Genomic DNA, 12,238 nt, shown 5'->3' on the forward strand with positions numbered 1-12,238 from the left:
CTCTGTGGATTTTAAAACGTCAGGGTTTCGCCATCTTCCGGCACGTTAACAAATTGCGCAATCTGGTTGTCGCAGGCGTACTCTTTCAAGGCCGCGCGGGTCAGCAGACAGTGGTTAATCGCCTCCATGTGGGTCGCCACAATTTGTGCTTCGGGCAGCGTGAAGTGGGTTTTTAGCACATCTTCCGCGCCCATGATAATTGGGCCAAACCCGATAACGTGGGCAAAGCCTGCATTCACAATGACCACGCCTGGCTGGAAAGTCCGCATGTTGGTTTCCACCTCGTCGCGCCAGATTGTGTCCCCGACCAGATACAGCGTTTTTTCCGCCGGATGCTGGAAGATAACTCCGCAGGCATCACCCAGACGCTCAGCCATTTGCGGGATGGCGTAAGTGCGATCCGAACCGTGCTGGCCGCCGGTTTTACGCAGGGTGATATCACCAAGCGCAGTGTTTTGCGTCAGTACGGTCAGTTGCGTGAAACCTTGTTCCCGCAGTACCTGCGCATCGCGATCGTTTTGCACATAAATCGGTTTGTCTTTCGGTACGACACGAGCCGCGGCTTCATCCCAGTGGTCTTCATGCAGATGGGTCACGATCAGCGCATCAACGTTGAGCAGGGTGTCGATATCGACAGGCAGATCAACGGTCGGGTTGCGGATCTCGGCGCGTGCCGTACCGGCAAAGCCCGGATAAGTACCTTTTGCCGCCAGCATAGGGTCGATCAGAAAGGTTTTGCCACCAAAGGTGATGTGCTGTGTGGCGTTACGGATTTGCGTGATGTTCATGGTGTTTGCTCCACGTGTTGGGTCAGTGGTGTCATCGTAGAGTGTTGTCCAGAAGATGAATGTGGGCAAATGGGCGACTAGCGATGAGATTGGGCCAACTGCAGATTACAGATATCAATTATGTAATTAAAGTAATTTAATATTCCCTTTGTGGCTCGTTATTTAATTCGCAGCCATTATATCGAACTGAATAAGAATGCTGTTATTTAAATACGGAAAGATTTATTAAATACGAAGTGGCGCCAGAAAACATTATTGATATATGTAAATCATAGTGGCCAATAAAACAGATCGCGAACCATGAAATAAGAATGCTATCATTCACATCAGACGCGGCAGGCAACTGCTGGCACACGCATTTACCCCGGAGCAACTGATGAACAACGACATTCCGCTAAAATATTATGATATCGCCGACGAGTACGCGACCGAGGCCGCAAAGCCGGTGAGCGACACAGAACGTGACGCGCTGGCGCACTACTTCCAGCAGTTGATCACCCGTTTGATGAACAACGAAGAGATCAGCGAAGAAGCACAGCAGGAGATGGCAACCGTGGCAGGTGTCGACGCTCAGCGTATCGATGATATCGCGGAGTTCCTCAATCGTTGGGGTAACGAGTAGCCAAAGACATGGCCTGTGTTTTACACTGCGCGCAAATTGAGTAGGTATACTCTACGAGTAATAGGTTTAATCAGGCGGAAACAGCAATGAACGGAACAATCACAACGTGGTTTAAAGATAAAGGCTTTGGATTTATCAAAGATGAAAACGGCGACAACCGCTATTTTCATGTGATTAAGGTTGCTAATCCTGAGCTGATCAAGAAAGACGCGGCGGTGACTTTTGAGCCCACCACCAACAACAAAGGCTTGTCTGCCTACGCGGTAAAAGTCATACCAGACAGCAAGTACATCTATATTGCAGGCGAGCGTCTGAAGCTCACCTCGATCAAGTCATTCCTGGTCTACAGCGAAGAAGTCCCTGTAGAGACCCGTATCGACAAAGAAAATGCTGTGCTGTCTGTCGGCGTGCTGATGAACAGCATCCGACCGAAATCAGACGTCAAGCCTGGTGAAATGCGCACGCTGAAAAAGCTGGCCATCACTACCTTCCAGGGCACGACGCTGATCTTCTCGGAAGATGAAATTGACATCGACGCGACGGTGAAACTGCTTAAAGTCTGAAACCCTTCAGACTGAATAAAAACCGGAACGCTGCTCTTTTCAGGAGCGGGTTTCGGTTTTTTTTTGATATGTGTAATTTACGTGATTCAGGTATGTAGTGATAAAATTAGTAGGTAGCAATCCGTTTCTGAATAGATATATATTATCCGTATTAAATAAATATGATCGCCAACTATTTGCAGATTAGTAGCGCGGTTAACTAATAGTGATTCACCGGTATAACTAATGGGGTAATATAAGTGATTTTTAAAAAAATATGGAAAGCTATATCTTCTGAATATATACCATCGGCCATTTGCTTTTTTCTCCTTGCAAAAATGGATTATGAAATAATATCTATCTGGCCACAGAATGAATCGGTTGATGACAGAATTAAACTTTCTTTACTATTCATTCATTTGGTGATGATTTTAGTGATGTTTACTCCGCTAATTAATCGGTTTTTGTCACGAGTAGACAATGAGAAACTTGAAAAGTTTATAGCTCTTCCGCAGAAAGATAAAAACATCACATACATCGATTATTATGATTTTCTGAGCGGGCTTGCTTTATCAGCATTTTACTTATCTATCCTTATTTTTACAATGAAGAGTATTTACGAAGAAGCAGGATGGATAATTTCTGGTATTTATATATTTACAATGTTTGTGTCTTCTATTTCTATTGCTGCATTGTCATTGCTTAGATTTATCTGGTTATTTACAAAGTTTAATAATTATATATATTGGTTTATTGTTTTACTTGCGAGCAGTATGTGTATGGCAGTTATTGGTGCCGCGATGAAAATGGCCTCGTAAAAATGCGCTTAATATCTGGAACAGTAATAATGGAGTATAAACTCTAAATAACAATACAGCTGGAACAGTGATGATTCCGTTTTGTAATCCGTGGGATGCATTGTTGCAAAGCTTAAAGCCTCTTTTGAAGAGGCTTTAAGCCCTCAGCGACCAGGGAAGTAAAAGACTGTCTTTCCTGGTGTTGAGCATTCTGCCAAAAACATAATTAACAGTATTCCAACTACTTTCTTCATTATCACGAGACTGCCGGATTTACCACGTCATCCATCAGTATGTAACGTGCTTCCTGGCGCGTGTATTGATCGATTAATGGTACAAGTCGCTGGAAATGCTCACTGGCACAATGTTCATCGAGAGCCGCGTGGTTTGGCCATTCTTCGATAAAAATAAAATGCCCCGGATCTTTTTCATCAATATAGAGGTCGTAAGCAATGCAGTGCGGTTCTTTCTTCGTTGCCGATATTAGCTCACGATACAACGGGAGAACGGTTTCAATATACTCAGGTTTGATGAAATCCTCAGCAATGACCTTTAACATGCAGCCTCCTGGCAGAAAACGAATGCACACTATGTAATGAAGATATTTTTTGGGCAAGAGGTCACAGAGTTTTATCGGCCGGATAGTGAGTTATGCCAGCTATCAATCAGATAATCCGCATAACTGTGATCCATCTCACCTCCCGGCAACCAAAATCTCCTGCGACTCGACGCCGTCCTCTATTTGTTTCGCCACCTTTTGTAAGGCCGGAAGATGCTTTTCCGCAGCCTGTTCGATGGTCATGGCGCTGGCCATATACACCAGATTCAGGCAGCCGATCACCCGCTGTTCGCTGCGGATGGGGACGGCGATAGAAGCGATTTTCTCTTCCTGATCCCAACAGCGAAAGTTCTGACCAAAACCGTCTTTTCGCGCGCGGGACAAAATGGCATTGAGCTTCAGCGGTTCGCGCGCAAGCTGAAACTCTTCTCCCGGTCGGGAGGCGAGTATCTCAATCAGTTCCTGCCGTTCATTCTCCGGACAAAATGCCAGCCAGGTCAGGCCGGATGCGGTTTTCAGCAGTGGTAAACGACGCCCTACCATCGCCCGGTGAAACGACAGGCGGCTGAAACGGTGGGTGGTTTCACGTACCACCATCGCGTCCACATCCAGCGTGGAAACGTCGGTCGGCCAGATGACCTCGCGCAGCAAATCCCCCAGCAGCGGGGCGGCGAGTGCAGAAATCCACTGCTCGTCACGAAACCCCTCGCTGAGCTGGCGGACTTTAATGGTTAAGCGAAAGCTGTCATCGGACAGGCTGCGCCGGACGTAACCCTCATCCTGCAGGGTTTCCAGCAGCCGTCTGACCGTGGTGCGATGCAGGCCGCTTAACTCAGCAAGTAAGCCAACACTGGCCCCACCATCGAGCCGGTTTAACATATTTAATAACATTAATCCGCGCGTTAATCCGCGTACGGTTTTGTACTCAGTGCTCTCGTCATTTTTCATATTCATTGACAAATCTACAGGTAAAACAACGTTGTGCACTTAGTGCACATCCTGGCATGTTTTGATTGTAGCGCAAAAACTCGCTTCTATACTGACCGCACAACAAAAAATTATTCACATATTTTTAACAAAACAGATTGCGCCTCACCAGGGTCTGCAATTGCGTTTTGTCCGAGTCGTGAGGTTCTGAAATGACAACAAAAAAACCGGATATCCAACCCGCTGTGCAGCATACCGCGCAGGTAGCGATTGCCGGCGCTGGTCCGGTAGGGCTGATGATGGCCAACTATCTTGGCCAGATGGGCATTGAGGTGTTGGTAGTGGAGAAGCTCGACACGCTGATCGACTATCCTCGCGCCATCGGCATTGACGATGAAGCGCTGCGCACTATGCAGTCTGTGGGGCTGGTCGAGCGCGTTTTGCCGCACACCACGCCGTGGCACGCAATGCGTTTTCTCACCCCGAAAGGCCGCTGCTTTGCTGATATCCAGCCGATGACCGACGAGTTTGGCTGGTCGCGCCGCAATGCGTTTATTCAACCACAGGTGGACGCGGTGATGCTGGAAGGGTTGTCGCGTTTTCCCAACGTGCGCTGCCTGTTCTCCCGCGAACTGGAGGCCTTCAGCCAGCAAAACGGCGAAGTGACGCTAAATCTGAAAGCGCCGGACGATCAACGTGAAACGGTGAAGGCCCAGTGGCTGGTGGCCTGTGACGGCGGCGGCAGCAACGTCAGACGCTCGCTGAACGTGCCGTTTGAAGGTAAAACCGCGCCGAATCAGTGGATTGTAGTGGATATCGCCAACGATCCGCTCAGCACGCCGCATGTGTATCTGTGCTGCGATCCGGTGCGACCGTACGTCTCCGCCGCACTGCCGCACGCGGTGCGCCGTTTCGAATTTATGGTGATGCCGGGGGAAACTGAAGCGCAGCTTAGCGAGCCGCAGAATATGCGTCAGCTCTTGAGCAAAGTGCTGCCGAACCCGGACAACGTCGAGCTGATCCGCCAGCGCGTGTATACCCATAACGCCCGTCTGGCCGAACGTTTTCGTATTGACCACGTGCTGCTGGCGGGCGATGCGGCGCACATTATGCCGGTCTGGCAGGGTCAGGGATACAACAGCGGCATGCGCGATGCTTTCAACCTGGCATGGAAACTGGCGCTGGTGATTAACGGTAAAGCCGGCGATGCGCTATTGAATACCTACCAGCAGGAACGTCGCGACCACGCCAAAGCGATGATCGACCTCTCTGTGACCGCAGGCAACGTACTTGCACCGCCCAAACGCTGGCATGGTGCGGTGCGCGATGGGGTTTCCTGGCTGCTGAACTATATTCCGCCGGTCAAACGCTACTTCCTTGAAATGCGCTTTAAGCCGATGCCGCAGTACCACGCCGGGGCGCTGGTGCGTGAAGGCAACGCGAAAACTTCACCGGTCGGCAAGATGTTTATCCAGCCGAAGGTGACGCTGGAATCGGGCGAAGCGACGTTGCTCGACAACGTCATCGGACCGAATTTCGCGGTGATTGGCTGGGGCTGTAACCCGCTATGGGGCATGAGCGAGGCGCAGATCCAACAGTGGCAGGCGCTGGGGACGTGTTTTATCCAGGTCGTGCCGGAGACGCAGATACATACCGATCAGGATAACCACGATGGCGTTACCCGCATTGGCGATACACAAAACCGCCTGCGCGCGTGGTTTGCCCAGCACAACGCCGCGCTGGTAGTCATGCGCCCGGACCGCTTCGTGGCCGCCATCGCCATTCCGCAAACCCTGGGCAGCACCCTGAATAAACTGGCGTCGGTGATGACGCTCACTCGCGCTACTGCCGACATTCCTGTTGAAAAGGTTGCCTGATATGCACGCTTATCTTCACTGTCTTTCCCATTCGCCGCTGGTGGGCTATGTCGACCCGGCACAGGCTGTGCTCGACGAGGTTAACGGCGTGATCGCCAGCGCTCGGGCACGTATTGCGGCGTTCGAACCTGAACTGGTCGTGCTGTTTGCCCCCGATCACTACAACGGATTTTTCTACGACGTGATGCCGCCGTTCTGTTTAGGCGTTGGCGCTACGGCGATCGGCGATTTTGGTAGCGCGGCGGGGGAATTGCCGGTGCCGACAGATCTGGCTGAAGCCTGCGCCCACGCGGTAATGAAAAGCGGTATCGATCTCGCCGTGTCCTACAACATGCAGGTCGATCATGGCTTCGCGCAGCCGCTGGAGTTTTTGCTCGGCGGCCTGGATAAGGTGCCGGTGCTGCCAGTGTTTATTAACGGCGTCGCCGCGCCGCTGCCGGGCTTTCAGCGCACCCGCATGCTCGGTGAAGCGATTGGCCGTTTCGCCAGCTCGCTGAATAAGCGCGTGCTGTTTTTAGGCTCCGGTGGTCTGTCGCATCAGCCGCCGGTACCGGAACTGGCGAAGGCCGATGCCCATATGCGTGACCGCCTGCTCGGTAGCGGCAAACAGTTGCCTGAAAACGAGCGTGAGCTGCGCCAGCAGCGGGTGATCAGCGCCGCCGAGAAGTTTGTGGTCGATCAAAACACGCTGCACCCGCTTAACCCCGTCTGGGATAACCGTTTTATGACGCTGCTTGAGCAGGGGCGTTTGCAGGAGCTGGACGCGGTCAGTAACGAAGAGCTGTCCGCGATGGCGGGCAAATCAACGCACGAAGTTAAAACCTGGGTTGCCGCCTTTGCCGCCATTTCTGCCTTTGGCAACTGGCGCAGCGAAGGCCGTTATTACCGCCCGATCCCGGAGTGGATCGCCGGATTCGGCTCCCTGAGCGCCACTACGCAGAACTAAATATGCAGGAGAACATCATGACTTACCAACCGCAAACCGAAGCCGCTACCAGTCGTTTTCTGGAGGTGCAGGAAGCAGGCGAAACCCTACGCGTGCATTTCAATGACTGTGGGCAGGGCGAAGAGACCGTCGTGCTGCTGCACGGCTCAGGTCCTGGCGCGACGGGCTGGGCAAACTTCAGCCGAAATATCGATCCGCTGGTACAGGCCGGATACCGGGTGATCCTGTTGGATTGTCCTGGCTGGGGCAAAAGCGATGGGATCGTTAACCGCGGTTCGCGATCCGATCTCAACGCTCGAATCCTGAAAAGCGTGGTCGATCAGTTGGATATTCAAACAGTCCACCTGCTGGGTAACTCGATGGGCGGCCACAGTGCTGTGGCGTTTACCCTGAGCTGGCCGGAGCGCGTGGGCAAACTGGTATTAATGGGCGGCGGAACGGGCGGCATGAGCCTGTTTACTCCGATGCCGACCGAAGGTATCAAGCGCCTGAATCAGCTGTATCGTGAGCCGACCATCGAGAACCTGAAGCTGATGATGGAGATCTTTGTCTTCGACACCAGCGACCTGACCGAGGCGCTGTTCGAAGCGCGTTTGAACAACATGCTGTCGCGCCGCGATCACCTGGAAAACTTTGTCCAGAGTCTGGAGGCCAACCCGAAACAGTTCCCGGATTTCAGCCCGCGTCTGGGTGAAATCAAAGCCCAGACCCTGATTGTCTGGGGACGCAATGACCGCTTCGTACCGATGGATGCCGGTCTGCGCCTGCTCTCCGGAATTGCCGGTTCTGAGCTGCATATCTACCGCGACTGCGGACACTGGGCGCAGTGGGAGCATGCGGATGCCTTTAACCAGCTGGTGCTGAATTTCCTCACACGCCCTTAAGGAACGGACATGACGAATCGTAATATTGAGCAGCTAGCCGCCGATTTACGTCAGGCTGAAGAAAAAGGGGAAGCCATCGCCCCGCTGCGTGAATTAATTGGTGTGGATAACGCCGAAGCGGCCTACGCCATTCAGCGCATCAACGTGCAGTACGACGTGGCGCGCGGGCGTCGCGTGGTGGGGCGCAAAGTGGGGCTGACGCACCCGAAAGTGCAGCAACAGCTGGGTGTCGATCAACCGGACTTCGGTACGCTGTTTGCTGATATGTGTTATGGCGATAACGAAACCATCCCGTTTTCCCGTGTGTTGCAACCGCGTATTGAAGCCGAAATTGCGCTGGTGCTGAACCGCGATCTGCCCAATACCGACACCACTTTTGACGAGCTTTACAACGCCATCGAGTGGGTACTTCCCGCGCTGGAAGTGGTCGGCAGCCGTATCCGCGACTGGTCGATCAAATTTGTTGATACCGTGGCGGATAACGCCTCCTGTGGCGTGTATGTGGTCGGCGGTCCGGCGCAGCGTCCGGCAGGATTAGATCTGAAAAACTGCGCGATGAAAATGACGCGCAACAACGAAGAGGTCTCCAGCGGACGCGGCAGCGAATGCCTGGGACATCCGATCAACGCTGCCGTTTGGCTGGCGCGCAAAATGGCCAGCCTCGGCGAGCCGCTGCGTGCCGGAGACATTATTCTCACCGGAGCGTTAGGCCCGATGGTGGCGGTGAATGCGGGCGATCGTTTCGAAGCCCATATCGACGGTATTGGTTCAGTCGCCGCCACCTTTTCAGCGGCGGTTACAAAAGGAAGTCAGTCATGAGTAAGCGTAAAGTCGCCATTATCGGCTCCGGCAACATCGGTACCGATTTGATGATAAAAATTCTGCGTCACGGCGTGCATCTGGAAATGGCGGTGATGGTCGGTATCGATCCAGAATCTGATGGCTTGGCGCGTGCCCGACGCATGGGCGTTGCCACCACCCATGAAGGGGTGACAGGGCTTATCGCCATGCCGGAATTCGCCGATATCGACATCGTGTTTGACGCCACCAGCGCAGGCGCGCATGTGAAGAACGATGCCGCGCTACGTGCCGTTAAACCAGGCATCCGCCTGATCGATCTGACGCCCGCGGCAATCGGTCCTTACTGCGTGCCGGTGGTGAATCTGGCAGCCAACGTTGATCAGCAGAACGTCAATATGGTGACCTGCGGCGGACAGGCAACCATCCCAATGGTGGCGGCAGTTTCTCGCGTGGCAAAAGTCCATTACGCCGAGATTATCGCCTCGATCGCCAGTAAATCGGCGGGGCCGGGTACCCGCGCCAATATCGACGAGTTTACCGAAACTACCTCGAAGGCGATTGAAGTGGTCGGCGGCGCGGCAAAAGGCAAAGCCATTATTGTCCTTAACCCGGCCGAGCCGCCGCTGAGGATGCGTGACACGGTGTATGTGCTGAGCGAAGCGGCCTCTGAGGTTGAAGTTGAAGCGTCTATTAATGAGATGGCGGCGGCGGTGCAGGCCTACGTGCCGGGCTATCGCCTGAAACAGCGTGTCCAGTTTGAAGTCATCCCGGAGGATAAACCGGTGAATCTGCCGGGTATCGGCCAGTTCTCTGGGCTGAAAACTGCGGTGTATCTGGAAGTGGAAGGCGCGGCGCACTATTTACCAGCCTACGCGGGCAACCTCGACATTATGACCTCCAGCGCGCTGGCGACCGCTGAGAAGATGGCGCAGTCCCTCGCTCGTCAGGCAGGAGAAGCAGCATGAACAGTAAAAAACTCTATATCTCTGACGTGACCCTGCGCGACGGTATGCACGCTATTCGTCATCAATATTCGCTGGAGAATGTGCGCCAGATAGCCAAAGCGCTGGACGACGCACGGGTTGATTCTATTGAAGTGGCCCACGGCGACGGTTTACAAGGTTCCAGCTTTAACTACGGCTTTGGTGCGCACAGCGATCTGGAGTGGATTGAAGCGGCGGCGGACGTGGTGAAGCATGCCAAAATTGCCACGCTGTTGCTGCCGGGTATCGGCACTATTCATGACCTGAAAAATGCATATCAGGCCGGCGCACGGGTAGTGCGCGTGGCGACCCACTGCACTGAAGCAGACGTGTCGGCCCAGCATATTCAGTATGCGCGTGAGCTTGGCATGGATACCGTCGGCTTTCTGATGATGAGCCATATGACCACACCGGAGAACCTGGCACAGCAGGCGAAGCTGATGGAGAACTACGGTGCGACCTGTATTTATGTGGTCGATTCCGGCGGCGCAATGAACATGAGCGATATTCGCGCCCGCTTCCGCGCACTGAAAGCGGTGCTGAAGCCGGAGACGGAAACCGGAATGCATGCGCATCACAACCTGAGTCTTGGCGTGGCGAACTCCATTGCCGCGGTAGAAGAGGGGTGTGACCGTATCGACGCTAGCCTGGCCGGGATGGGCGCAGGCGCGGGCAACGCGCCATTGGAAGTGTTTATCGCCGCTGCGGAAAAACTCGGCTGGCAGCATGGAACCGATCTCTACGCACTGATGGACGCCGCCGACGATTTAGTGCGTCCACTACAAGACCGCCCGGTGCGGGTGGATCGTGAAACGCTGGCGCTGGGCTATGCCGGGGTGTACTCCAGCTTCCTGCGTCATTGCGAAGTGGCGGCAGCACGCTATGGCCTGAGCGCAGTAGATATTCTGGTGGAACTGGGCAAACGTCGGATGGTGGGCGGCCAGGAAGATATGATCGTCGACGTGGCGCTGGACCTGCGCAACCGCAAATAAAAAATGATTACGCGGCTGGCAACGTATCAGCCGCGATTCACCTGCATCGTGACCTCAGAGGGACATCTTATGACGACCCGTACCCCCGCATCTTACCGCCTGACGTTGACTGTTGGGCTTTGCTTTTTAGTTGCCCTGATGGAAGGGCTGGATTTACAGGCCGCTGGTATCGCTGCCGTCGGTATCGCCCACGCGTTTGCGCTGGATAAAATGCAGATGGGCTGGATCTTCAGTGCGGGCATTCTCGGGCTGCTGCCCGGCGCGCTGGTGGGTGGCATGCTGGCTGACCGCTACGGCCGCAAGCGTATTCTCATTGCCTCTGTGGCGCTGTTCGGCCTGTTCTCGCTGGCGACGGCGATTTCCTGGGATTTCTCATCGCTGGTATTTGCCCGTCTGATGACAGGTGTCGGGCTGGGCGCGGCGTTGCCGAACCTGATCGCGCTGACCTCCGAGGCGGCGGGCCCGCGTTTTCGCGGTACGGCGGTGAGTCTGATGTACTGTGGTGTGCCGATTGGTGCGGCGCTGGCGGCAGCGCTCGGGTTTAGCGGTCTGGCCTCCGCCTGGCAAACGGTGTTTTGGGTAGGCGGGGTGATCCCGCTGCTGCTGGTGCCGCTGTTGATGCGCTGGCTGCCGGAATCACAGGTTTATACCCAACAAACGCAAGTGGCCGTCGCACCGCTGCGGGCCCTGTTTGCGCCAGCGACGGCGAGTGCCACGCTGCTGCTGTGGTTGTGCTATTTCTTCACCCTGCTGGTGGTGTATATGCTGATCAACTGGCTGCCAATGCTGCTGGTGGAGCAGGGCTTTCGGCCATCGCAGGCGGCAGGCGTAATGTTTGCTCTGCAAATTGGCGCGGCCAGCGGCACGTTAATTCTCGGGGCGTTAATGGATAAACTGCGCCCGGTGGTGATGTCGCTGCTGATCTACACCGGGATGTTGGCTTCACTGCTGGCGCTGGGTACGGTGTCGTCATTGAGCGGCATGCTAATGGCGGGATTTGTGGCGGGGATGTTCGCCACCGGCGGGCAAAGCGTGTTGTATGCTCTGGCGCCGCTGTTTTACAGCACGCAGATCCGCGCCACAGGCGTGGGAACCGCCGTCGCAGTCGGGCGTCTGGGGGCGATGAGCGGTCCGCTGCTGGCAGGGAAAATGTTAGCGCTCGGTACCGGAACGGTAGGGGTGATGGCGGCTTCTGCACCGGGCATTTTGCTGGCAGGCCTGGCGGTATTTATTCTGATGAGCCGCAAATCGCAGATGCCGATCCCGGCCAGCGGTGCTTAAGCATTCATCCGGTTGTGGGAGTGGGGAGATTTGATTCCCACTTCCGGGTTAACGCCGTCAGTCAACTGTGTTGCCAAAGTTTAGATAAAACATGGCAACGGAGGCGTTATGAGCTGGCGGCCCTTTTTGTATCTGATTATTAATCCCCAACCGCTATTAAGCGCCCGGCGCGGGCATCTGCGTCTGGTGCAGGGTTGACTTTGCATTCTGTTAACAAACGCGGTATAACAAACCTTCTT

The 12,238-nt window shown here is 54.3% G+C and carries 13 protein-coding genes; 10 read left to right on the forward strand and 3 right to left on the reverse strand.

The window, feature by feature from the left end:
* Positions 1 to 11: 11 nt before the first annotated feature.
* Complete coding sequence (locus OGY71_RS08750) at positions 12 to 788, reverse strand: MBL fold metallo-hydrolase (RefSeq protein WP_126955950.1); 777 nt, start codon at positions 786 to 788, stop codon at positions 12 to 14.
* 376 nt (positions 789 to 1,164) lie between these two features.
* Between OGY71_RS08750 and OGY71_RS08755 the strand changes: the two genes are divergently transcribed.
* From OGY71_RS08755 to OGY71_RS08765, 3 genes are all read left to right on the forward strand, one after another.
* Complete coding sequence (locus OGY71_RS08755; RefSeq protein ID WP_003021350.1) at positions 1,165 to 1,410, forward strand: YmjA family protein; 246 nt, start codon at positions 1,165 to 1,167, stop codon at positions 1,408 to 1,410.
* 86 nt (positions 1,411 to 1,496) lie between these two features.
* Positions 1,497 to 1,973, forward strand: a complete 477-nt coding sequence (locus tag OGY71_RS08760) for a cold-shock protein (protein WP_003830914.1) — start codon at positions 1,497 to 1,499, stop codon at positions 1,971 to 1,973.
* A 239-nt stretch (positions 1,974 to 2,212) separates the two neighbouring features.
* Positions 2,213 to 2,770, forward strand: coding sequence for a hypothetical protein (locus OGY71_RS08765; RefSeq protein ID WP_223849069.1), 558 nt, complete (start codon positions 2,213 to 2,215; stop codon positions 2,768 to 2,770).
* A 235-nt stretch (positions 2,771 to 3,005) separates the two neighbouring features.
* Here the strand turns inward: OGY71_RS08765 and OGY71_RS08770 are convergent, their stop codons facing one another.
* Positions 3,006 to 3,308: a putative quinol monooxygenase gene (locus tag OGY71_RS08770; RefSeq protein WP_003830918.1), complete on the reverse strand. Its 303-nt coding sequence runs from the start codon at positions 3,306 to 3,308 to the stop codon at positions 3,006 to 3,008.
* A 135-nt stretch (positions 3,309 to 3,443) separates the two neighbouring features.
* Positions 3,444 to 4,256 (reverse strand): DNA-binding transcriptional regulator, encoded by an 813-nt coding sequence (locus tag OGY71_RS08775; RefSeq protein ID WP_286613185.1) that lies wholly within the window; start codon positions 4,254 to 4,256, stop codon positions 3,444 to 3,446.
* Between the two features lie 191 nt (positions 4,257 to 4,447).
* Between OGY71_RS08775 and OGY71_RS08780 the strand changes: the two genes are divergently transcribed.
* The 7 genes from OGY71_RS08780 (at position 4,448) to mhpT (ending at position 11,999) form a co-directional block, all read left to right on the forward strand.
* The gene (locus OGY71_RS08780) at positions 4,448 to 6,112 is read left to right on the forward strand and encodes a bifunctional 3-(3-hydroxy-phenyl)propionate/3-hydroxycinnamic acid hydroxylase (protein ID WP_286613136.1); all 1,665 of its coding nucleotides are present in this window, start codon (positions 4,448 to 4,450) and stop codon (positions 6,110 to 6,112) included.
* A gap of 1 nt (position 6,113) precedes the next feature.
* Entirely contained in the window at positions 6,114 to 7,058 is a 945-nt protein-coding gene (gene mhpB / locus OGY71_RS08785) for a 2,3-dihydroxyphenylpropionate/2,3-dihydroxicinnamic acid 1,2-dioxygenase (protein ID WP_063941281.1), read from the forward strand.
* Positions 7,059 to 7,075: 17 nt separating this feature from the next.
* On the forward strand, positions 7,076 to 7,942 hold the full coding sequence (mhpC, locus tag OGY71_RS08790) for a 2-hydroxy-6-oxonona-2,4-dienedioate hydrolase (protein WP_103015003.1): 867 nt from the start codon (positions 7,076 to 7,078) through the stop codon (positions 7,940 to 7,942).
* A gap of 9 nt (positions 7,943 to 7,951) precedes the next feature.
* A complete protein-coding gene (gene mhpD / locus OGY71_RS08795; RefSeq protein WP_286613138.1) occupies positions 7,952 to 8,761 on the forward strand; it encodes a 2-keto-4-pentenoate hydratase in 810 nt (269 codons plus the stop codon).
* Positions 8,758 to 9,708 (forward strand): acetaldehyde dehydrogenase, encoded by a 951-nt coding sequence (gene mhpF, locus OGY71_RS08800; RefSeq protein ID WP_286613140.1) that lies wholly within the window; start codon positions 8,758 to 8,760, stop codon positions 9,706 to 9,708. The genes mhpD and mhpF overlap by 4 nt, the downstream gene beginning before the upstream one ends.
* Positions 9,705 to 10,718 (forward strand): 4-hydroxy-2-oxovalerate aldolase, encoded by a 1,014-nt coding sequence (gene mhpE / locus OGY71_RS08805; protein ID WP_063941282.1) that lies wholly within the window; start codon positions 9,705 to 9,707, stop codon positions 10,716 to 10,718. Before mhpF ends, mhpE begins: the two co-directional genes overlap by 4 nt.
* Positions 10,719 to 10,787: 69 nt before the next feature.
* Positions 10,788 to 11,999 carry a 3-(3-hydroxy-phenyl)propionate transporter MhpT gene (mhpT, locus tag OGY71_RS08810; protein WP_149281139.1) on the forward strand — a complete coding sequence of 404 codons (1,212 nt, stop codon included), beginning with the start codon at positions 10,788 to 10,790 and terminating at the stop codon, positions 11,997 to 11,999.
* The last annotated feature ends 239 nt before the right edge of the window (positions 12,000 to 12,238 follow it).

This window comes from Citrobacter sp. Cpo109, assembly GCF_030332565.1.
Lineage (GTDB): Bacteria > Pseudomonadota > Gammaproteobacteria > Enterobacterales > Enterobacteriaceae > Citrobacter > Citrobacter portucalensis.